This is a genomic window from Belnapia rosea (assembly GCF_900101615.1).
GTDB classification, from domain to species: Bacteria; Pseudomonadota; Alphaproteobacteria; order Acetobacterales; family Acetobacteraceae; genus Belnapia; species Belnapia rosea.
Genome location: NZ_FMZX01000006.1, coordinates 26,177 through 48,112, shown reverse-complemented (window position 1 = coordinate 48,112; position 21,936 = coordinate 26,177). Strand labels below are relative to the sequence as shown.

Annotated in this window: 18 protein-coding genes; 7 read left to right on the top strand and 11 right to left on the bottom strand. The window is 70.9% G+C overall.

The annotated features are described in order from the left end of the window. Positions 1-16: 16 nt before the first annotated feature. Positions 17-973: an NAD(P)/FAD-dependent oxidoreductase gene (locus BLR02_RS13200; RefSeq protein WP_245704763.1), complete on the bottom strand. Its 957-nt coding sequence runs from the start codon at positions 971-973 to the stop codon at positions 17-19. Between the two features lie 158 nt (positions 974-1,131). Here BLR02_RS13200 and BLR02_RS13195 point away from each other — a divergent pair, with 158 nt between their 5' ends. Beyond that, positions 1,132-1,542 (top strand): acyl-CoA thioesterase, encoded by a 411-nt coding sequence (locus BLR02_RS13195; protein WP_090565706.1) that lies wholly within the window; start codon positions 1,132-1,134, stop codon positions 1,540-1,542. A gap of 27 nt (positions 1,543-1,569) precedes the next feature. Here the strand turns inward: BLR02_RS13195 and secA are convergent, their stop codons facing one another. Next, positions 1,570-4,287, bottom strand: coding sequence for a preprotein translocase subunit SecA (gene secA, locus BLR02_RS13190; RefSeq protein ID WP_090663524.1), 2,718 nt, complete (start codon positions 4,285-4,287; stop codon positions 1,570-1,572). A gap of 258 nt (positions 4,288-4,545) precedes the next feature. Here secA and BLR02_RS13185 point away from each other — a divergent pair, with 258 nt between their 5' ends. Both BLR02_RS13185 and argJ read left to right on the top strand, forming a co-directional pair. Next, the gene (locus tag BLR02_RS13185) at positions 4,546-5,469 is read left to right on the top strand and encodes a peptidylprolyl isomerase (protein ID WP_090663523.1); all 924 of its coding nucleotides are present in this window, start codon (positions 4,546-4,548) and stop codon (positions 5,467-5,469) included. Positions 5,470-5,485: 16 nt separating this feature from the next. Beyond that, entirely contained in the window at positions 5,486-6,721 is a 1,236-nt protein-coding gene (gene argJ / locus BLR02_RS13180) for a bifunctional glutamate N-acetyltransferase/amino-acid acetyltransferase ArgJ (protein WP_090663615.1), read from the top strand. A gap of 16 nt (positions 6,722-6,737) precedes the next feature. Here argJ and BLR02_RS13175 read toward each other — a convergent pair whose 3' ends face one another. The 4 genes from BLR02_RS13175 to leuC form a co-directional block, all read right to left on the bottom strand. Further along, positions 6,738-8,123 (bottom strand): aminotransferase, encoded by a 1,386-nt coding sequence (locus BLR02_RS13175; RefSeq protein WP_090663522.1) that lies wholly within the window; start codon positions 8,121-8,123, stop codon positions 6,738-6,740. A gap of 232 nt (positions 8,124-8,355) precedes the next feature. Further along, the gene (gene bla, locus BLR02_RS13170) at positions 8,356-9,201 is read right to left on the bottom strand and encodes a class A beta-lactamase (RefSeq protein WP_245704762.1); all 846 of its coding nucleotides are present in this window, start codon (positions 9,199-9,201) and stop codon (positions 8,356-8,358) included. Beyond that, positions 9,198-9,803 (bottom strand): 3-isopropylmalate dehydratase small subunit, encoded by a 606-nt coding sequence (gene leuD / locus BLR02_RS13165; RefSeq protein WP_090663521.1) that lies wholly within the window; start codon positions 9,801-9,803, stop codon positions 9,198-9,200. The genes bla and leuD overlap by 4 nt, the downstream gene beginning before the upstream one ends. Position 9,804: 1 nt before the next feature. Next, positions 9,805-11,220, bottom strand: a complete 1,416-nt coding sequence (gene leuC / locus BLR02_RS13160) for a 3-isopropylmalate dehydratase large subunit (RefSeq protein ID WP_090663520.1) — start codon at positions 11,218-11,220, stop codon at positions 9,805-9,807. Positions 11,221-11,383: 163 nt separating this feature from the next. On the opposite strand from leuC, the gene BLR02_RS13155 reads away from it, so the two are divergent. Further along, a complete protein-coding gene (locus BLR02_RS13155; protein ID WP_218127457.1) occupies positions 11,384-12,592 on the top strand; it encodes an MFS transporter in 1,209 nt (402 codons plus the stop codon). Between the two features lie 29 nt (positions 12,593-12,621). Continuing rightward, positions 12,622-13,617, top strand: coding sequence for a tripartite tricarboxylate transporter substrate binding protein (locus BLR02_RS13150; RefSeq protein WP_218127935.1), 996 nt, complete (start codon positions 12,622-12,624; stop codon positions 13,615-13,617). A gap of 1 nt (position 13,618) precedes the next feature. Here BLR02_RS13150 and BLR02_RS13145 read toward each other — a convergent pair whose 3' ends face one another. From BLR02_RS13145 to aroA, 5 genes are all read right to left on the bottom strand, one after another. Continuing rightward, on the bottom strand, positions 13,619-14,398 hold the full coding sequence (locus BLR02_RS13145; protein WP_090565451.1) for an enoyl-CoA hydratase/isomerase family protein: 780 nt from the start codon (positions 14,396-14,398) through the stop codon (positions 13,619-13,621). Positions 14,399-14,453: 55 nt separating this feature from the next. Next, the gene (locus BLR02_RS13140; protein ID WP_090663518.1) at positions 14,454-16,064 is read right to left on the bottom strand and encodes a tetratricopeptide repeat protein; all 1,611 of its coding nucleotides are present in this window, start codon (positions 16,062-16,064) and stop codon (positions 14,454-14,456) included. 210 nt (positions 16,065-16,274) lie between these two features. Next, positions 16,275-17,993: a 30S ribosomal protein S1 gene (gene rpsA / locus BLR02_RS13135; RefSeq protein ID WP_090663517.1), complete on the bottom strand. Its 1,719-nt coding sequence runs from the start codon at positions 17,991-17,993 to the stop codon at positions 16,275-16,277. 256 nt (positions 17,994-18,249) lie between these two features. Next, positions 18,250-18,909, bottom strand: a complete 660-nt coding sequence (gene cmk, locus BLR02_RS13130; protein ID WP_090663516.1) for a (d)CMP kinase — start codon at positions 18,907-18,909, stop codon at positions 18,250-18,252. After that, on the bottom strand, positions 18,906-20,255 hold the full coding sequence (gene aroA, locus BLR02_RS13125) for a 3-phosphoshikimate 1-carboxyvinyltransferase (RefSeq protein WP_090663515.1): 1,350 nt from the start codon (positions 20,253-20,255) through the stop codon (positions 18,906-18,908). Before aroA ends, cmk begins: the two co-directional genes overlap by 4 nt. 122 nt (positions 20,256-20,377) lie before the next feature. On the opposite strand from aroA, the gene BLR02_RS13120 reads away from it, so the two are divergent. Together BLR02_RS13120 and recF are read left to right on the top strand one after the other, a co-directional pair. Beyond that, positions 20,378-20,704 carry a TIGR02300 family protein gene (locus BLR02_RS13120; protein ID WP_090565440.1) on the top strand — a complete coding sequence of 109 codons (327 nt, stop codon included), beginning with the start codon at positions 20,378-20,380 and terminating at the stop codon, positions 20,702-20,704. Between the two features lie 24 nt (positions 20,705-20,728). Next, a complete protein-coding gene (gene recF, locus BLR02_RS13115) occupies positions 20,729-21,904 on the top strand; it encodes a DNA replication/repair protein RecF (RefSeq protein ID WP_090565438.1) in 1,176 nt (391 codons plus the stop codon). Positions 21,905-21,936: the final 32 nt, after the last annotated feature.

The following is a 21,936-nucleotide window of genomic DNA, read 5'->3' as shown; positions in this document are numbered from 1 at the left end:
TTCGGACGCGGCCGCCCTATGGCCCGTTCGAGCCGTCGGGCTCATCCTCGGTTGGCAATTCGCAGCGGTTGTGGATGTGGGTCGCCGCGACGGCGGCATGGCCCATGGCAACGACGATCTGGTCGAGCCCGCGGACGATGGCCCCGGCCGCGTAGAGGCCCCGGACGGTCGTCTGGTTGTGCTCGTCCACCAGCAGCGCCCCGGACGGGTCCTGCTCCGCGCCCAGCGAGGCCGCGAGGTCCGTGCGGTAGCGCAGGCCGAGGGCCGAATAGAGGATATCGAAGCGGTGCTCCGTCCCGTCGCCGGTCTGCATCGCGGCGATCCGCCCATCCCGGATATCCAGCGCCGCGACCGGCGACTCGACGACCCGGATGCCGTGCTGCGCGGCCTTCTCGCGCTGCCCTTCATCGAGCGCGAGCCTCTGCCCGAGCGTCAGCAGCGTGACATCGTCGGAATAGGTGCGGGCGATGAAGACGGCCTCGCCCAGCCCGCGGTCGCCATGCCCGATCACCGCGATCCGGTGGTCCCGCGCCTCGTAGCCGTCGCAGATCGGGCAGTAGCGCACCAGGCCGCGCTGCACGGCATCGGGCAGGTCCGGCAGGTCTGGCTCGATATCGACGGCGCCGGTGGCGAGCAGGACGCGCCGGGCGCGGATGCGGCTCGTGCCGCCGGCGTCATCCTGGACCGTGGCGATGAAGGCCTCGGGCGTCTTCTCCAGCCGCGTCACGCTGCCGGCGCGGATGCCGATGCCGAGGCGCCCCGCATGCTCGCGCTGGCGCGCCAGGATCTCGCTGCCGCTGATGCCATCGGCGAAGAAGGGGATGTTGTGGCTCACCGGTATCCAGGCGGCCCGTGGGGCATTGCCGTCCACCAGCGCGAAGCGCCGCCGGAAGCGGGCGAGGTAGAGCGCGGCGGTCAGCCCCGCGGGGCCGCCGCCCACGATGAGGCAATCAAGCTTGTTCTCGGCATCCATCGCCGTCATCCCATTCCGCGTCAGCCCATGCCGCAGCGCAACGCGCGAACCCGGGAAAGATCGCAACCCCAGCCGAGAACGGCCGCCTGACCGCCGAGTTAGGGCATGGTCACCGAAGTCTGGAACGGCCGGCACCACCGGCGAGGAGCAGTATGAGCATGGCCCAGGAACTTCCCGATCAGCCCGGAGGGCCGCAGCTGCGGACCATCGCCATGCCGCGCGACGCCAATGCGGGCGGCGACATCTTCGGTGGCTGGACCCTGTCGCAGATGGACCTGGCCGGTGGCGGCTTCGCGGCGGAGCGGGCCCAGGGGCGGGTGGCGACCGTCGGCATCGAGGCGATGCGGTTCCTGCGGCCGGTCTCGGTCGGCGACGAAGTCAGCTGCTACTGCTCGCTGGACCATGCCGGCGAGACCTCCGTCGCGGTGAAGGTCGAAACCTGGGCCCGGGGGCGCGGCCAGGGGCGCCGTCCCGAGAAGGTCACCGAAGGCGTCTTCACCTTCGTCGCCATCGATGACGAAGGCCATCCGCGGGCGATACCCAAGGAGGAGGATGAAGGGAGGGGCTGAGCCCCGCCCTTCAATGGCTGCCGGGGCTTATACGCGCCCGTGGCAGTGCTTGTACTTCTTGCCGCTGCCGCAGGGGCAGGGCGAGTTGCGCGGCGTACGGTCCCAGGTCGCCTGATCCGACGGGTTGACGCCCTCGGCCACCGGCGGCGGGGCCAGCAGCGGCGCCGGCTCGAAGCCACCGCCCGCCAGCGCCATCTCGCCCATCGCCGGCTCGGGGTGGCGCATGTCCATCACCCGCACCGGCTCCGGCATCGGTGGCGGCGCGTTCGGCTGCAGCTCTAGCCGCATCAGCACGCTCGTCACCCGCTCGCGCATGTCGGCGAGCATGGCGTTGAAGAGGGCGAAGGCCTCCGACTTGTACTCGTTGAGCGGGTCGCGCTGCCCATAGGCCCTGAGGCCGATGCCCTGGCGCAGGTGGTCGAGCGCCAGCAGGTGCTCCTTCCACACCGCATCGAAGATCTGCAGCAGCAGCGACTTCTCGACGACGCGCATCAGGTCGGGGCCGATATTCGCGGCCTTAGCGGCATAGTGCTGCTCCGCCGCCGCCTCGATCCGCTCGCGCACCTGCGTCTCGTCGATGCCCTCCTCCTTGGCCCAGGCGACGACCGGCAGGTCGAGGCCGAGCTGGTCGCGCACCTTCTCCTCGAGCCCGGCGACGTCCCACTGCTCGGGATAGGCATTCTCCGGGATGGCGGCCGAGACCATCGCCTCGATGCATTCGCGCCGCATCTCGGCGACGGTCTCCGCCACCTCCGGCGCCTGCATGAAGGCGCGGCGCTGGGCATAGACCTCGCGCCGCTGGTCGTTCATCACGTCGTCGTATTTGAGCAGGTTCTTGCGCGTGTCGAAGTTGCGCGCCTCGACCTTCTTCTGCGCCTTCTCGAGCGCCTTGTTGATCCAGGGGTGGACGATCGCCTCGCCATCCTTGAGGCCGAGCTTCTGCAGCATCCCGCCCATGCGGTCGCTGCCGAAGATGCGCATCAGGTCGTCCTCCAGCGAGAGGAAGAAGTGGCTCGCCCCCGGATCGCCCTGCCGCCCCGAGCGGCCGCGCAGCTGGTTGTCGATGCGCCGGCTCTCATGCCGCTCCGTGCCGATGACGAAGAGCCCGCCCGCCGCCTTCGCCTTGGCCCGCGCCTCCTCGACCTCGGCCTTGTGCCGCGCCAGCGCCGCCTCGTACTCCGGCCCCTCGGACGCGCCCGTCTCCTGCCGCGCCAGCATTTCCGCATTGCCGCCGAGCTGGATGTCCGTCCCGCGCCCCGCCATGTTGGTGGCGATGGTGACGGCCCCCGGCCTTCCGGCCTGGGCGATGATCGTCGCCTCCTGCTCGTGGTAGCGCGCGTTCAGCACGTTGTGCGGGATGCCCCGCTTCTTCAGCAGCGCGTCGATCAGCTCCGACTTCTCGATGCTCGTGGTGCCGACCAGGCAGGGCTGGCCGCGCGTCCGCGCCTCGTCGATCAGCTTGATGACGGCCTCGTACTTCTCGCTGGCCGAGCGGTAGACCTCGTCGTCGCTATCCTTCCGCGCGACGGGCACGTTGGTCGGGATCTCGACCACCTCCAGCTTGTAGATCTCGGCGAACTCGTCGGCCTCGGTCGCGGCCGTGCCGGTCATGCCGGAGAGCTTCGGGTAGAGGCGGAAGTAGTTCTGGAAGGTGATGGAGGCGAGGGTCTGGTTCTCCGGCTGGACGGTGACGTGCTCCTTCGCCTCCAGCGCCTGGTGCAGCCCGTCGGAGTAGCGCCGCCCCTCCATCATGCGGCCGGTGAACTCGTCGATGATGACGACCTTGTCGTCTCGCACGATGTAGTCCACGTCCCGCGCGAAGAGTACATGCGCCCGCAGCGACTGGTTCACGTGATGGACCAGCGTGACGTTGTGGAAGTCGTAGAGGTTGCCCTCCTCGAGCATCCCCGCCTCGCGCAGCATCTGCTCGACGCGCTCGGAACCGTCATCGGTGAGGTTGGCGGTGCGCTGCTTCTCGTCCTTGTCGAAGGTGGTGGTGTCCTCGACCAGCCGCTTCACCACCTCGTCCACCCGGCGGTAGAGGTCGGAGCTGTCCTCCGACGGCCCGCTGATGATGAGCGGCGTCCGCGCCTCGTCGATCAGGATGCTGTCGACCTCGTCGACGATCGCGTAGTTGAAGTCGCGCTGGACCATCTCCTCCAGCCGGTACTTCATGTTGTCGCGCAGGTAGTCGAAGCCGAATTCGTTGTTGGTGCCGTAGGTCACGTCCGCGGCATAGGCGGCGCGGCGCTCCTCGTCGTTCAGCCCATGGACGATGACACCGGTCGAGAGGCCAAGGAAGCGGTACAGCCGCCCCATCCACTCGCTGTCGCGCTTCGCCAGGTAGTCGTTCACGGTGACGACATGGACGCCCTTCCCGGTCAGGGCGTTCAGGTAGACGGGCAGGGTGCCGACCAGGGTCTTGCCCTCGCCGGTCTTCATCTCGGCGATCTTGCCCTCGTGCAGCACCATGCCGCCGATCAGCTGCACGTCGAAGTGGCGGAGGCCGAGGACGCGCCGCGCCGCCTCCCGCACCGTGGCGAAGGCCTCGGGCAGCAGCGCGTCGAGATCCTCGCCCTTGGCGAGGCGGGCGCGGAACTCGGCGGTCTTGCCCTGGAGGGCCTCGTCCGACAGGGCGGCGAGGCTCGGCTCCAGCGCATTGACCTCCGGCACTCGGGCCTGGAGGCGCTTCAGCGCCCGGTCATTGGTTGTGCCGAACAGGGCGCGGGCGATGCGGGCGAACATGCGAACCTGGCTTCTCCGGGATTGCGCGGGGGTGGCCGCGCGGGCCTCGGCAGTCGAGTGGCACCGAGGGCCGCCGGGATGGGGCCGAAGCCGTGGCTTCGGGCAGCGTCCTCAACCGACCTCGGGGCACGACCCGGGACGCGACCCTGGGGGCGCGGAACAGATAGGCAAGGGCTGGCCGCAGGTCAACGCTCGCGCGCTTGCCCCCCCTTGCCGCATCCGGCATTGTCCGGCGCCTTTCCGGAGCCCCCCGCCCGCATGTCATTCCGCCCCTTGTTTCTGGCTGCCCTCCTCCTGCCCGTCAGCGCCCTGGCCCAACCGGCGCCGCAGGCGGAGGATCCGGTCCTCGCCCGGGTGGATGGCACGCCGGTCCGCCTCTCGGATGTGATGGCCACCGCCCAGGACGTGCTGCCGCCCGAGATGCGCAACATGCCCGGCCCGGCGCTGATGCAGATGCTGCCCCCCGAGGTGGCCCGCCAGCTGCTGGACCGCGCCGTCACCGAGCGGGTGCTGACCAACGCCGCCCGCGCCGCCGGCCTCGACAAGGACGCGGAGGTGCAGCGCCGCATCCAGCGCGCCGAGGAGCAGGAGCTGCAGCAGGCCTATCTCTCCCGCGAGGTCGGCTCGGGCGTCACCGATGCCACGGTCCGCGCCCGCTACGACCAGGAGGCCGGCCGCCGCCAGGGCGAGGAGGAGGTGCATGCCCGCCACATCCTCGTCCAGAGCGAGGCGGAGGCGAAGGCGGTGCTGGCCGAGCTCACCGGCGGCGCCGATTTCGCCGATCTCGCCAAGCGCCGCTCCCGCGATCCGGGCGCCCAGAACGGCGGCGACCTCGGCTTCTTCAAGCGCGGCGACATGGTGCCGGAATTCGCCGAGGCCGCCTTCGCCCTCCAGCCCGGCCAGACCAGCGCCGCCCCGGTCCGCAGCCCCTTCGGCTGGCACGTCATCAAGGTGGAGGAGCGCCGCTCCGCCCCGGTGCCGGGCTTCGAGGAGAGCCGCGCCCAGCTTCGCCAGAAGATGCTGGAGGAGCAGGTGCAGCAGGTGGTCGCCCGCGCCCGCGACGCCGCCAAGGTGGAGCGGCTGGACCAGCCCGCCCCCTCCATGCTGGACAATGCGGCCCCGCCGGCGGCGAGCCCGCCGGCCGGCACCCGCCCCGCCGCCCCGCAACCGCAACGCCGCTGAAGAAGAGCCCAAGACCATGGCCGGCCCGCTGCCCGTCTCCCCGCTTGCCCAACCGATGCCGGAGGTGCCGCCGATCGCCGGCGTCACCCTCGGCGTCATCGAGGCGGGCATCCGCTACAAGGGCCGGGCCGACCTCACCATGCTGGAATTCGCCCCCGGCACCACCGTCGCGGGCGTCTTCACCCGCAACAAATGCCCGGGCGCGCCGGTCGACTGGTGCCGCGCCGCGCTGAAGGGTGGCAAGGCACGGGCGCTGGTGGTGAATGCCGGCAACGCCAATGTCTTCACCGGCAAGGCGGGCCGCGAGGCCACCGCCGCCACGGCCGAGGCGGCGGCGAAGCTCGTGGGCTGCAAGCCGCGCGAGGTCTTCCTCGCCAGCACCGGCGTCATCGGCGAGACCCTGCCGCATGAGCGGCTGACCGCCGCCCTGCCGGCGCTGCATGCCGCGCTCGCCCCGGACCGCTGGGCGGATGCCGCACGGGGCATCATGACCACCGACACCTTCCCCAAGGCCGCGGTCCGCACCGCGACCATCGGCGATGCGACGGTGACGATCGCCGGCATCGCCAAGGGCAGCGGCATGATCGCCCCCGACATGGCGACCATGCTGAGCTTCCTCGCCACCGACGCGAAAATCCCGGCCGCCGCCCTGCAGGAGATGCTCTCCAAGGGCTCGGCGCGGTCCTTCAACTGCATCACGGTCGACAGCGACACCTCGACCAGCGACAGCGTCATCCTCTTCGCCACCGGCCAGGCCAAGCACCCCCGCGTGCCGGCCGAGGGCGGCGCCATCCTCCGCGACTTCGCCCGCGCGCTGGACGAGCTGCTGCTGGACCTCGCCCTGCAGGTGGTGCGGGACGGGGAGGGGGCGCAGAAGCTCATCCGCATCGACGTTACCGGGGCGGCCAGCGCGAAATCCGCCCATCGCATCGCCATGGCCATCGCCAACTCGCCCCTGGTGAAGACCGCCATCGCCGGCGAGGACGCCAATTGGGGCCGCATCGTCATGGCCGTCGGCAAGTCCGGCGAGCAGGCCGACCGCGACAAGCTCGGCATCGCCGTCGGCGGCACCTGGATGGCGCGGGAGGGCGGCGTCGTCCCCGGCTATGACGAGGCGCCGGTCGTCGCCCACATGAAGGGCCGTGAGGTCGAGATCACCGTCGATATCGGCCTCGGCCGCGGCAAGGCGCGGGTTTGGACCTGCGACCTCACCCACGGCTACATCGACATCAACGGCTCCTACCGGAGCTGATGCGAGGGGCTGGCGGCTACTCCGCCGCCAGCGCCCGCCCCTCCAGCTCCGCCCAGGCCGCGTCCAGCCCGGCCTTGAACCGCCCGCACATCTCGCGGATCTCCTCGGCGGTGATGATGAGCGGCGGGGTGAAGGCGATGCGGTCGCCGATGGCGCGGACGATGAGCCCCGCCGCCTGGCAGCGCTCCTGCACCAGCAGCCCGACCTTGGCGGCAGGCGGAAAGGGGGCCTTCGTCGCCTTGTCCGCCACCAGCTCCACCCCCGCGATCAGCCCAACGCCCCGGACATCGCCCACCAACGGATGGTCGCGCAGCGCCTCCAGCCCCTCGAGGAAGGCGGGCGAGACGGCGCGGACATGGCCGAGGATGTCCCGCTCCTCATAGATCGCCAGCGTCTCGAGGCCGACGGCGCAGGCCACCGGATGCCCGCCATAGGTGAAGCCATGGCCGAAGCTGCCATGCTTCCTGCTGCCCGCCATCAGCGCCGCATGGATCGGGTCGGAGATCAGCAGCGCCGAGAGGGGCTGGTAGCTGGCCGTCAGCTGCTTGGCGCAGACCAGCATGTCCGGCCGCATGCCATAGGTCTCGGAGCCCCAGAGATTGCCGGTGCGGCCGAAGCCGCAGATCACCTCATCGGCGACGAGCAGGATGTCATGCCGCTTCAGGATGGGCTGGATGAGGTCGAAATAGCCGCGCGGCGGGGTGATGGCGCCGCCGCCGCCCTGCACCGGCTCGGCGAACAGGGCGGCGATGGTGTCCGCCCCCTCGCGCTCGATCAGCGCCTCCAGCTCCTCCGCCATCCGGGCGCTGAACTGCTCCTCCGTCTCGCCCTCCTGGCCGAAGCGGTAGTAATTGGGATTCGAGATGTGGAAGAAGCGGTCGCCCAGCGGCAGGTCGAAATCCGCCTGCATATGCGGCTGGCCCGACAGCGAGGCGGTCGCCACCGTATTGCCGTGATAGCCGCGCACCCGGCCGATCAGCTTCTTCTTCTGCGGCTTGCCGCGGATGTTGTTGTAGTACCAGATCAGCTTGATCGCGGCGTCATTGGCCTCGGAGCCGCTGCACTGGAACAGCACATGGCCGAGTCCCTCGGGCGCGATGGCGGCCAGCTTCTCGGCCAGCCGCACGCTCGGCTCATGCCCCTTCTGGAAGAAGGTGTGGTAGTAGGGCAGGGCCAGCATCTGCTTGTAGGCCGCCTCCGCCAGCCGCCGTTCGGAGAAGCCGAGCGAGGCGCACCAGAGCCCGGCCATCGCCTCGATATACTCCCGCCCCTCGGTATCGGTGACGCGGACGCCATTGCCGCTGGCGATGAGGATGGCGCCCTCCTGCTCATGCGCGCCGAGATCGGTCTGCTGATGGACGAGATGCGCCAGGTCGGCGGCGTGCAGGCTGTTCGGGCGCATGGCCAGGGCTCCTTGCGGCGGATGCCGCATGCTCCGGCTGCCGGCGGGATCTGGCAAGGCCGTCCCGGCCCTTTTCCTTGCCTTCAGGGGCTGGCCTTGATACTAGGAATACCGGCCTAGGAACGGGCCTGCCTGCCTGGCTCCATCAACCCTGAAATTCCTCAAATTCCGGCCAGGAATTCAGCAATAACAATGGTCTGACTTCCAGACATTGAGGCGGTTTGAGCCAAATTTAAGTGGCTTGAGCGGCGATCCGCCCCACCTCCGCCAGCACCGCGCTCCGCTCCGCCTCCGACCCACGCGCCCCCAGCAGATAGGCAGCGATGAGGATCGGCGCCCGGCCCGGCGGCCAGGCCACGGCGACGTCGTTGGTCGGGATGTCCGGCTCCGGCCCGGTGCCGGTCTTGTCGCCGACGCGCCACCCGGCCGGCAGCCCGGCCCGCAGCCGCCTGTCCCCGGTCCGGCAGGCGACCAGCCAGGCCGCCAGCTGCTCCCGCGAGGCGGGCCGCAGCGCATCACCGAGCAGCAATGCCCGCATCAGCCCGATCATGGCGAGCGGTGTCGTGGTGTCCCGCTCATCCCCCGGCGGGACGAGATTCAGCTCCGGCTCCCGCCGGTCCATCCGGGTGACGGGGTCGCCGAGGCCCCGCATCCAGGCGGTCAGCCCCGCCGGCCCGCCGAAGCTGTCGAGCATCAGGTTCCCGGCGGTGTTGTCGCTGAGCGTCACCGCCGCATCGCAGATCGCGCCCATCGTCATCCCGCCCGCCTCCGCCCCTGGTCCTGTCACCGGCGAGTAGGGCACCAGCGCCTCCGGCCCATAGGCGACTCGGCGGTCGAGCCGCTCCTCGCCCCGGTCCACCCGCGCCAGCACCAGGCCGGCGGCGAGGAATTTGAAGGTGCTGCAGAGCGGGAACCGCTCCTCCCCGCGATGGGCAAGCGCCCTCCCGGTGCCGGTATCGAGGATGGCGACGCCGAGCCGCCCGCCCTGCCGGGATTCCAGCGCCGCCAGCGCGTCGGCGGCGCGGGCCGGCATGGCCGCCAGCGCGGCGCCGGCGGCGAGTAGGAGCCTGCGCTTCAACGGCTGTTCTCCCGCCCGAAGCGGCGCTCGAAGGCGGCGATCTCCTCCTCATGCGAGAGGGTCAGGCCGATCTCGTCCAGCCCCTCCAGCAGGCAATGCTTGGCGAAGGGATCGACCTCGAAGCCATGCACCGTGCCATCGGGGAAGGTCACGGTCTGCGCCGCGAGATCGACCGAGACCCGCGCCCCGGGCGCCGCCTCGATCTGCCCGGTCAGCGCCGCCACCGCCTCGGCCGGCAGGACCACCGGCAGCAGCCCGTTCTTCATGCCGTTGTTGCGGAAGATGTCGCCGAAGCTCGGGGCGATGGCGCAGCGGAAGCCGGCATCGAACAGCGCCCAGACCGCGCTCTCCCGCGAGGAGCCGCAGGCGAAATTCCGCCCCGCGACGATGATCCGCGCGGGCCGGTAGGCCTCCTGGTTCAGCGGGAATTCCGGGTTGGCCTCCTCGCTGCCCGGCAGGCGGCGGGCATCGTGGAACAGGAAGGCGCTGTGATCGACCTCCCTCGGGCGGGAGAGGAAGCGGCCGGGAATGATCTGGTCGGTATCGATATTCGGCCGCGCCAGCGGCACGGCGACCGATTCCAGACGGTTGAAGGCTTCCATCCTAGATCGTCTCCGCCATCAGCCGGCGCACATCGGTGAAATGGCCGGAGACCGCCGCCGCCGCCGCCATCGCCGGGCTGACCAGATGGGTCCGCGCCCCCGGGCCCTGCCGCCCCATGAAATTCCGGTTGCTCGTGGAGGCGACGCGGGTTCCGGGCGCCGCGGTGTCGCCGTTCACGCCGAGGCACATGGAGCAGCCCGGCTCCCGCCAGGCGAATCCGGCGGCACGGAAGACCTCGTGCAACCCCTCCGCCTCGGCCTGGCGCTTCACCGGCTCGCTGCCGGGAACCACCCAGGCCTCCACCCCCTCGGCCACCTTGCGGCCGCGGGCGACGGCAGCGGCGGCCCGCAGGTCCTCGATCCGGGAGTTGGTGCAGGAGCCGATGAAGACGCGGTCCACCGGCAGCCCGTCGAGCCGCGTGCCCGGCGTCAGGCCCATGTAGTCGAGCATGCGGGCCATCATCTCGCGCCGCTCCGCATCGGCGCCGGCCTCCGGCCCCGGCACCACGCCGCCGATCGGCAGCGCATCCTCCGGGCTGTTGCCCCAGGTCACCATGGGCTCGATCGCGCCCCCATCCAGCGTGACCTCGGCATCGAAGGGGGCGCCAGGGTCGCTCGGCAGGGCGCGCCAGCGCTCCACCGCCGCCTCCCAGTCCTCGGGCGCGTAGGTGCGGCCGGCGAGATAGGCGAAGGTCGTCTCGTCCGGCGCCACCATGCCCGCCCGGCCGCCTGCCTCGATCGACATGTTGCAGAGGGTCAGCCGCCCCTCCATCGAGAGGCCGGTGATGGCGCTGCCGGCATACTCGATCACATGCCCGGTCGCCCCCGCCGCCCCGATCTCGGCAATGATGGCGAGGATGACGTCCTTTGCCGAAACCCCGGGGCCGAGTTGCCCCTCGACCGTGATCCGCATGGTCTTCGGCTTGCGCTGCCAGAGCGTCTGGGTCGCCAGCACATGCGCCACCTCGGTGCTGCCGATGCCGAAGGCCAGCGCCCCGAGCGCCCCATGGGTGCTGGTATGGCTGTCGCCGCAGACCATCACCATCCCCGGCTGGGAGAGGCCGGTCTCCGGCCCGATCACATGGACGATGCCCTGGTTCGGGTCGCCCAGGCCGAAATTGCGGATGCCGTGCTCGGCGGTGTTCTGGGCCAGCTTCTCGACAAGTTCGCGGTGGCGCGGGTCGCGCATGTCCTCGAGCCGGCGGCTGTCGGTCGGGACGTAGTGGTCGGGCACGGTGAAGATCCGGTCCGGCGCCCGTGGCTTCAGCCCACGCTTGCGCAGCACGTCGAAGGCCACCGCCCCGCCGTCATGCATCAGGTGGCGGTCGACATAGAGCAGGGTCTGGCCATCCTCGCGCTCCAGCACGCGATGCCGGTCCCAGATCTTCTCGAACATTGTCCTCGGCGCGTCGGACATGCGTTTCCTCCCTGGCCATCGGCCTTGGGCGATCCTGCGACCGGGGAGGGATGCGGTCCAGTGGGGGCAGCCACGCCCAGGCACCGCTTTCCCTCACCCCTGATCCTGGCCATGCTCGATGGAAACCCCATCTTTGGGGAGGGGAACACCAGGAATGCCCGCCATGACCAAGCAGGCTGCCGGCTGGACCAGGCCCGAGTTCCGCTCGCTCACCCTTGTCTCGGGCGCGCATCTGGTCAGCCATGTCCACCAGCTCGTCCTGCCGCCGCTCTTCCCGCTGCTGCGGGACAGGCTGGACGTCTCCTTCGTCGAGCTGGCCCTGGCGCTGACGCTCTACAACATCGTCTCCGGCGTGACCCAGGCGCCGCTCGGCTATGCGGTGGACCGCTACGGCTCCCGCCGGGTGCTGGTGGCGGGGCTCTGCCTCGGCGCCTTCGCGCTCGGCCTGCTGGCCATGGCGCCGAGCTACCCGGTGCTGCTGGCCTCCGCCGCGCTGCTCGGCCTCGCCAATGCCGTCTACCACCCGGCGGATTACGAGATCCTCGGCCGCACCATCGGCGAGGAGCGGATCGGCCGCGCCTTCTCCATCCATACCTTCTCCGGCTATCTCGGCGGCGCCATGGCTCCGGCGCTGATGCTCGGCCTGTCGAGCCTCGCCGGACTCGAGGCAGCCCTCGGCGCGGCCGGCGCCATGGCGCTGGTGGCCGCCCTGCCGCTGGCCTTCGCCAGGGATGGCGCCACGGCCGCCCGTCCGGCCGCCGCGAAAGCCGCCGCCGCGCCAGCCGAATCGGTGCTGACCCCGGCAGTCATCATGCTGACGGTCTTCTTCACCCTGCTCGCCCTCTCGCTCGGCGGGGTGCAGAATTTCTCCGTGGTGGCGCTGGTCAACGGCCGGGGCGTCGATTTCGCCGTGGCGAACGTGGCGCTCAGCGCCTTCCTGCTGCTGAGCGCCTTCGGCGTGCTGGTGGGCGGCATCATCGCCGACCGCACCAGCCGGCATGGCGACGTGGCCGCCCTCGGCTTCGGCCTGACGGGTGCGCTGATCGGCCTGGTCGGGCTGGTGCCGCTCGGGCCGGTGGTGCTGGTGGGCGTGATGGGGCTGGCCGGCTTCCTCTCCGGCATGATCATGCCCTCGCGGGACATGCTGGTGCGGGCCGCGGCCCCACCCGGCGCGGTCGGCCGCGTCTTCGGCATCGTCACTACGGGCTTCAACATCGGCGGCGCCGTTGGGCCGATGATCTATGGCGCGCTGATGGACCATGGGCGGCCGCTGCTGGTCTTCGCCGCTTCGGTCTGCTTCATCCTGGCGACCATGGCGATGGCCTTCGTCGGCGAACGCCGCTTCAAGCGACCGGTGGCCGCCGTCGAGTGACGCGTGGCGCCATGGGAGGATCAGAACGAATGAGCAGGCTTGTTTCATTGACCCGGCGCGGGGCGCTTGGGGCCGGCGCCGCCTTGCTGGCCGCGCCATTGGCCGCCCCCCTGGCCCGGGCAGCGGGCTATCCGGACCGGCCCATCCGCATCGTCGTGCCCTATACGCCGGGCGGGACCACCGATGTCGCCGCCCGCTTCGTGGCGGAGCCGCTGTCCAAGGTGCTTGGCCAGCCCGTCGTGGTGGAGAACCGGCCGGGCGCCAACAGCATCGTCGGCGCCGGCGCGGTCGCCGCCAGCCCGCCGGATGGCTATACCTTTGCCGTCGTGATCGGCGCCCATGCCGCCAATGCCACGCTCTACAAGGGCAAGCTGCCCTTCGACCCGGTGACGAGCTTCGCCCCCGTCTCCCTGATGATGCTGGCGCCTCTGGTCATGGGGGCCAATGCCAAGCTGCCCTTCACCGACCTGCCGGGGATGCTGGCCTATGCCAAGGCACGGCCGGGCGCCCTCAATTACGGCTCGAGCGGGATCGGTGCCGCGGCGCATCTGACCATGGAGGACCTGCAGGTCCGCACCGGCATCCGCATGGTGCATGTGCCCTATCGCGGCACCGCGCCGGCGCTGCAGGACCTGATCTCCGGCAATATCGGCGTGATGTTCGACAGCTATTCCTCGCTGCGGGCGCAATTCGAAAGCGGGTCCGTACGCCCGATCGGCTTCGCCAGCGCCACGCGGCCGGCCTGGGCGCCGAATATCCCGACCCTGGCCGAGGGAGGGCTGCCGGATTTCACCTCGAGCACCTGGTGCCTGCTGCTCGCCCCGGCCAATACGCCGCGCGACATCGTCGAGCGCGTCTCGGCCGAGGTGGCGAAGATCGTGAAGGACCCGGCGGCGGCGGAACGGCTGCGCAGCCTCGGCTTCGATGCCGTCGGCAGCAGCCCGGAGGAGGCCGGGACCTTCCTGCGAGGCGAGGTGGCGCGTTGGGCCGGGGTCATCACCGCGGCCAACGTCACCGTGGAATAGCCTATTTCCCGGTGAATTCCGGGCGACGGCGGCCGAGGAAGGCCGCGACGCCCTCGGCGAAATCGGCGGTGCCGGCGGAGGCGAGGAAGGCTTCCTCCTCCGCGGCAAGCTGGGTCGAGAGATCCCGGCCGGGCGCGGACCGGAACAGCGCCTTGGCCCGGCCAAAGGCAGCCGTCGGCCCGCTGGCGAGTTGCTGGGCCAGCGCCTCGGTCGCCGCCTCCAGCTCGGCCGCCGGAACCACCCGGTTCACCAGCCCGGCCGCCAGTGCCGCCCGCCCGTCCAGCTCATCGCCGAGCAGCGCCAGCCCCATGGCCCCGCGCAGCCCGAGCAGCCGCGGCAGCACCCAACTGCCACCGCAATCCGGCACCGTGCCGAGCTTCAGGTAGCCGAGGGCGAAGCGCGCATCCTCCGCCGCGATCACGAGATCGGCGCCGAGGGCCAGGGAAAGCCCGCCCCCCGCCGCCGCGCCCTGTACGCTGGCGAGCACGGGGACGGGGAGGGCGGCGAGCCCGGCCACCGCCTCATGCATTGGCCCGAGGATATGGCGGATCTCGGCCAGCGCCTGCGGCCCCTGGAAGGCGGCGATGTCGCCGCCCGCCATGAAGGCCCGGCCGGCCCCGCAGAGCACGACGCAGCGGAGGTCGGGGTCCTGCGCCAGCGCGTCCACCGCCTCGCGCAGGCAGGCGGCCATGGCGGAATCGATGGCGTTCAGCCGCTCCGGCCGGTTGAAGCGGAGGCGGGTGATGGCGCCGGAGCGCTCGACGAGGAGGGGGTTCGACATGGCATGAGCCTGCCCCGGGCTGGCGGACAATGGAAGCCGCCAGCCCGGCCTGGCGCTACTGCGCCAGGAAGGCCCGCGCCCTATCGAGGTCCGGCGAGGGGCTTTCGGCTCGTGCCGAAATCTCCAGCAACAGGCCATAATGCCGCCTTGCTGCCTCGCGGTCCCCCGCCTGCTCCGCCGCCCTGGCCGCACCGTTCACGGCCCGGAAGCGTCGCGGCTCGGTCTGCTGCACCGCCTCGAACTCGCGCTGCGCCTCGGCCGGGCGCTGCATCAGCAGCAGCATCTCGGCCAGTTGCTCCCGTGCCGGCATCAGCGGCCCCGGCGTGACCGGATGCTTCTCGGTGCGGCCTTCGCGGTCGGCCGCCTCCTGCAGCATGACGAGGCCCTGGTCGCGCTGGCCGCGGCTGAAGGCCACCCAGCCCTCGGCGGCAACGCGATGGATATCCACCTGCTCCTGCCAATAGGCATCGCGTCCCTGCAGCGCGCCGGCCGCTGCCTTGAGGGCGTCCAGGTCCGCCATGGCCGCGTCCGGGCGGCCGGCGCGGGCGGCACCGAAGGCCCGGGCGAAATGGGTCGTGGCATCGACATAAGGCACGCCGAAACGGCGCGTCTCAAGCGTGGCCGCGGCCTCCCAGTCGCCGCGTTCCAGGGCGAGCCGGGCCGGCATGGCCGTCAGCGCGAAGCCGCCGAGCGGGCGGTCCGGTGTCCAGGTGTCGAGCCGCCGCAGCTCGGCCACCACCCGCTGCGCTGCCCGGGGCTGGCCGGTCTGGAGATAGCCATAGACCATGTAGTCCAGGGCGTGAATCTCATCAAAGATTTCCTCCCGCAGCCGCGCCGTCTGGGCGGAGCGGCGGTTGGTCTCGATCGAGTCCTCCCAGCGGCCGACGCGGGTGAAGATGTGCGAGGGCATGTGCAGCGCATGCGGCGCATCGGCGGCCAGGGCGGCGTAGCGTTCCGCTGCGGCGACGCCGCGGCTGGCCAGGGCCGGCGCGTCGTAGGTGTGGATCAGGTAGTGCACCACGCCGGGATGCCTCGGCTGCCGGGCGAGTTCCTGTTCCAGGATGGCCGCCGCGCGCAACTGGCGGGCATAGGTCTTGTCGGTCGGCGATGCCGCCATGTTCAGGGCAAGCGCGTACTGGATGGCCACCTCGGGATCATCCGGGAAGCGCTCGTGCAATTGCGCCATGGCCTGCTCGTACTGCCCGATACGGGCGCGGTGGCCGGGACCGTCATCGCCGGCGAAGAGTTGCAGCAGGGCGGCAATGAGGCCCGCCTCCCGCTCGGATTTGGCACCGATGCGCTGAGCCTGCTCCAGGTCGGCGCGTCCCGCCCGCAGATTGGCGGCGACCGGTGGGCTGAAGGGGTTGTTCAGCATGGTGAGGGCGCGACCCCAATGGGCCATGGCGCAATCCGGATCCTGGCGCAGCACCTGGTCGAAGCCCTGGCGGGCAGCCTGGTACCAGAAGGAATGCTGCAGCTTGATCGCCTCATCGAAACCGGCCTGGACGGCCGGCGCGCAACTGACCGGGAAGTGTAATTCGCCCAGCGTCGCCGGCGCGGGCGTGGCTCCGGCATGGCTGTGATCGTGCGGCTGGGCCGCGGCCGCCAGGGGCGACAGGGCGAAACCGCTCAGCAGGGCAAGGCGTGCAGCGAGGCGACGTGACATGTCTTCCTCCCCTCTTGCTTGGCGGCGGAACGCAGTGTCCTGCCTCCACCGTGGGGGAATCCATAATCCTGGCGCCGGAGCCTCCGTTAGCGAAATCCGGAGACCGGCATCACGTCCGCGTGGCATGGCCGCAGCCCTGCCCCGGCATAGAAAAAGGCCGGCGAGGTTTCCCCCGCCGGCCCTTGTCGTCCTGCCCGAGGGCCGGAGGGCTTACTCCTCGCCTGCCATCTCGCGGCGGCGGCGGATGGCCGCACCGAGGATGTCGCCCAGCGAGGCGCCGCTGTCGGTCGAGCCGTACTCCTTCATCGCCTCGCGCTCCTCCTCGATCTCCTTGCCCTTGATGGTCAGGGCGAGGCGACGGGCGGCGCGGTCCACGGCGGTGACCTTGGCATCGACCTTCTCGCCCACGGCGAACTTGTCGGGGCGCTGGTCGCCGCGGTCACGCGCCAGCTCGGCGCGGCGGATGAAGCCGGTGAGGACATCCTCGACCCGGACCTCGATGCCGTTGGCCTGCACCTGCGTGACGATGCAGGTAACGACGTCGCCCTTGCGGACGCGGTCCAAGACCTCGGCGGCCGGGTCAGCCTCGAGCTGCTTCACGCCGAGGGAGATGCGCTCCTTCTCGACATCCACATCGAGCACCTTGGCCTTGATGACCGTGCCCTTCTCGAACTTGGCCATCGCCGCCTCGCCGGCTTCCTCCCAGGAGAGGTCGGACATGTGGACCATGCCGTCGATCTCCGGGCCGATGCCGATGAACAGGCCGAACTCGGTGATGTTGCGGATCTCGCCCTCGACCACGGAGCCCGGCGGATGGGCCTCGAGGAACAGCTCCCACGGGTTGCCCTGGGCCTGCTTCAGGCCGAGCGAGATGCGGCGCTTCGGCTCGTCCACGTCGAGGATCATCACGTCCACTTCCTGCGAGGTGGCGACGATCTTGCCCGGATGGACGTTCTTCTTCGTCCAGGACATCTCGCTGACATGCACGAGGCCCTCGACGCCCGGCTCCAGCTCCACGAAGGCGCCGTAGTCGGTGATGTTGGTCACGCGGCCGCTGAACTTGGCGTTCACCGGGTACTTGATGGCGACGCCATCCCACGGATCGGCCATCAGCTGCTTCATGCCGAGGCTGATGCGCTGGGTCTCGCTGTTGAAGCGGATGACCTGCACCTTCACCGGCTGGCCGATGGTCAGCGCCTCGGACGGATGGTTGATCCGGCGCCAGGCGATGTCGGTGACGTGCAGCAGGCCGTCCACGCCGCCGAGATCCACGAACGCACCGTAGTCGGTGATGTTCTTGACCACGCCGTCGAGGATCATGCCCTCCTTCAGGCCCTGGATCAGCTCGCTGCGCTGCTCCGCACGGGTCTCCTCGAGGACAGCGCGGCGGCTGACCACGATGTTGCCGCGGGCGCGGTCCATCTTGAGGATCTGGAAGGGCTGCGGGCTGCCCATGAGCGGCCCGACATCGCGCACCGGGCGGATATCGACCTGGGAGCCGGGGAGGAAGGCCACGGCGCCGCCGAGATCGACGGTGAAGCCGCCCTTGACGCGCCCGAAGATCACGCCGTTGACGCGCTGGTTGGCCTGGTAGGCCTTCTCCAGATTGGTCCAGGCCTCCTCGCGGCGCGCCTTCTCACGGGAGAGGACGATGGAGCCGTCCCGGTCCTCGTAGCGCTCCACGAAGAGCTCGATCACGTCGCCGGCCTGCACTTCCGGCTTCTGCCCCTGCGGGGCGAATTCCTTGAGGGGGACGCGCCCCTCGCTCTTCAGCCCGACATCGACGACGGCGAAGTCGTCATCGATGCGGATGACGCGCCCGGAGACGACCGAGCCGGCGAAGCCGGTATCGGGGCCCAGGGTCTCGTCGAGCATTGCGGCAAAGTCTTCGATCCCCGCGCTCGGCGCGAGGGTGGTGGCGGATGCCATGCGGTCTGTCTGTCCCGAACTGCCCACAAGCTGCGGGCGGTGGTCCTGCGCCCCCGGCGATCCGCCGGACACGGCTTGATCGGGCGCCGGCCGCCCTAGCTGGACGGATGACGGCGCCTGTCGACCCTTTGCCTTGGGCGGCGTATCGGCCCGCCCGGTCCCGGCCCTTGGGTTATTGGGCCGCCTCACGTTGCCGTGATGGTGATCCCTCAACCGCAGGCGCCGCGGCCCTTACGGGCACGCGGACAGGGTTTGGCTAGGCTTCCGCCGGAATGGCGTCAAGAAAATTCAGCCGGTCGCGCACCATCTCCAACGCCCGCGCGAAAGCCGCCTCGGCATCAAGCGCAGTGGTGTCGAGAAGCAGTGCATCCTCGGCCGGCTTCAGGGGGGCGACCGGGCGATTGGCATCCTGGGCATCCCGGTCGCGAATCTCGGCGGCAACCTGGGCCTGGTCCGCCGCCACGCCGCGCGCCTGCAACTCCAGCCAGCGGCGCCGGGCACGCTCCTCCGGGCTGGCGGTGACGAAAAGCTTCACCGGCGCGGCCGGAAAGACCACCGTGCCGATGTCGCGCCCGTCCAGCACCGCGCCGTGGCGGCGGCCGAATTCCCGCTGCCACTCCAGCAGCGCCGCCCGCACCGCCGGGATGGCGGCGACGGTGCTCGCGGCCATGTCGGCCGCTGGCCCGCGCAGGTCGCCGCGGTCCAGATCCTCAGGCCGCAGCGCCGCCGCCGCCTCGGCCGCGATCGCCGCGTCATGCGGGTCCGCCCCGCGATCCAGCACGCGCCGGCCCGTTGCCCGGTAGAGCAGGCCCGTATCGAGATAGGGCAGGCCGAGCGCGGCCGCGAGCCGCCGGGCGAGCGTGCCCTTGCCGGCCGCGGCCGGCCCGTCGACCGCGATGACGAGGGCGCCGATCATGCCGCGACGATCGCCTCGCCGCCCGCCGCGCGGTTCATCAGCGCGGCGAAGCCGGGGAAGCTGGTCTCGATGAAGCCGGCATCATCCACGGCGACGGGGTTCCTCGCGGCAAGCCCCATCACCAGCGCGCTCATCGCCAGGCGATGATCCATATGGGTGGCGACCGTCCCGCCGCCGGGGATGGCGCCCCCGGTGCCCTGCACCAGCAGGTCGTCGCCCTCGATCCGGGCCTCGATTCCGTTCGCCGCGAGCAGCGCCGCCGTCGCGGCCAGCCGGTCGCTCTCCTTCACCCGCAGCTCGGCAAGGCCCCGCATGCGGGTGATGCCCTTGGCGGCGGCGGCGGCCACGGCGAGGATCGGGTATTCGTCGATCATCGAGGGAGCCCGTTCCGGTGGAACCTCCACCGCGTGGAGGGGGCCATGGGTCACGACCAGGTCGCCGACCGGCTCGCCGCCTTCCACCCGCGCATTCTCGACCCGCAGCTCCGCCCCCATCTCCCGCAATGTGGCGAAGAGCCCCGTCCGCAGCGGGTTGAGTCCGATATTAGCCAGGGTGAGGTGAGACCCCGGCACCAGCAGCGCCGCCACCAGCGGGAAGGCGGCCGAGGAGGGGTCGCCCGGAACGAGGATGGGCGCGGCCCGCAGCTCCGGCTGGCCCTCCAGCTCGATCACGCGCCCCTCGCCGGTATCCTCCACCCGCACCGTTGCGCCGAAATGGCGCAGCATGTTTTCCGTATGATCCCGCGTCGGCTCCGGCTCCACCACACGGGTGGTGCCGCGGGCGCAGAGCCCGGCCAGCAGGCAGGCCGACTTCACCTGGGCGGAGGCGACCGGCAGCCGGTAATCGAGTGGCAGGGGGTCGATCGCGCCGCGCACGGCGAGCGGCAACCGACCGCCTTCCCGCGTCCAGAAACTGGCGCCGATGGCGGAAAGTGGCCCGGTGACGCGCAGCATGGGCCGGCGGCGCAGCGAGGCATCGCCCGTCATCACCGAGAAGATCGGGTGGCCGGCCAGAAGGCCGCAAAGCAGCCGGGCCGCGGTGCCGCTATTGCCCATGTCGAGGATATCGGCCGGCTCGACCAGCCCACCGATGCCCCGCCCGGCCACGCTCCAGCTGCCGGGGCCGCGTTGGTCCACCCTGGCGCCGAGCGCCCGCATGGCGGCGGCGGTGCGGAGCACATCCTCGCCTTCCAGCAGGCCCTCGATCTCCGTCGTGCCGATGGCCAGCGCCCCGAACATCAGGGCGCGATGGCTGATCGACTTGTCTCCCGGCACGCGATGGGTGCCGGAAAGCGGCGCGGCGGGAGCGCCGGCGCGGAGCGGCCGGAGAGGAGCATCGTGGGGCATGGCCCCGCGCGTTTGACATGCCCCGGCCCCGCGTGGCAATGCGCTGGACCCTTTTTGGCCGCCCGCCGCAGCCCTCCCACCCAATCTGCGCGCCGGCGGCCTCGAACACGAGGCAGATCTCCATGGCCAAGCCCGAACTGGGCCTCAAACGTGTCTGCGTCGCCTGCGGCACGAAATTCTACGACCTGACGCGTGCGCCCGCCATCTGCCCCAAATGTGGCACGGAGCAACCGGCTGAGCAGCCGCGGCTGCGTCGTACTGCTGGCAGCCTGCCGGTTGACGACAAGCTGAAGAAGCGCGCCGTGGTGCCTGATGCCGAGGCCGATGATGTCGAGCTGGAGGATGTCGAGGCCGATGAGACGGTCGAGGACGCCGAGGAACTCGACGACGAGGCGGATGCCATCGGCGAGGAGATCGAGGTCGAAGGCGATCGCGACGAGGAAAGCTGATCCCGGGCCGGGCGGCGTGGCCTGATGGCACCGCCGCCCGCCCTGCTGCTGACCCGGCTGATGCTGCGGGACTTCCGCAGCTACCCGGCGCTGACCACCGTCTTCCGGTCCCGGATCGTGGTGGTCTCGGGCGAGAATGGTGTCGGCAAGACCAATCTCCTGGAGGCGATCAGCCTGCTCGGCCCTGGCCGTGGGCTGCGTGGCGCCCGCATGGCGGATTGCGCCCGGCAGGAGGGAGAGGGGCCGCGCCCCTGGGCGGTCGCCGGCCGCTTCGACAGCACCGCCTTCCAGGAATTCGATATCGGCACCGGCACGCCGGAAGGTGGCCCGATCGAGCGCCGGGTCTTCCGCCTCGATGGCGCCCCGGTCCGCAACCAGGCCGAACTCGCGGAGCGGGTGGCCCTGGTCTGGCTCACGCCGCAGATGGACCGGCTGTTCCAGGACGGTGCCGGGGATCGCCGCCGATTCCTTGACCGGCTGGTTTGGGCGCTGGAGCCCCACCATGCCCGGGAGGTCGCCGCCTACGAGAACGCCATGGCCCAGCGCAACCGCCTGCTGGCCCAGGAGCGGCGTGGAGAGGGGCGGGTGGACCCCGCCTGGCTCTCGGCCCTCGAGGACGCCATGGCGCGGCATGGCGTCGCCGCCGCGGCTGCCCGGCGTGACCTCGTGGCCCGGCTGAACGGGGCGCTTTCGGGCGGCATCACCGGCACCTTCCCGGCCGCCCGGCTCGACCTGCAATGTTCGGCCGCCACGGCACTGGATGCCGCCCCGGCGCTGGCGGTGGAGGATGGGCTGCGCGCCACCTGGGCGGCCAGCCGGGGCCGCGATGCCGCGGCCGGCGCTACGCTGGAGGGGCCGCACCGCGCCGATCTGCTCTTCACCCATGGGCCGAAGAACCTGCCGGCCGCGCTCTGCTCCACCGGTGAGCAGAAGGCCCTGCTGATCGCCGTGGTGCTGGCCCATGCCGGGCTGATCGCCGCGGCCCGTGGCTTCGCCCCCCTGCTGCTGCTGGATGAGGTGGCGGCCCATCTCGACGCCCCGCGGCGGGAGGCACTCTTTGCCGCCCTGGCAGCCCTGCCGGCCCAGGCCTTCCTCACCGGCACCGATGCCGGCATCTTCGCTCCCCTTCACGGCACCGCGCAGGGCTTCCGGGCATCCCCTGGGGGACTCGTTCCGGATAACGATTTACCCGTGTCGTAAGCGCAGGGAATCCCTATATAGAGTGCTGTTCC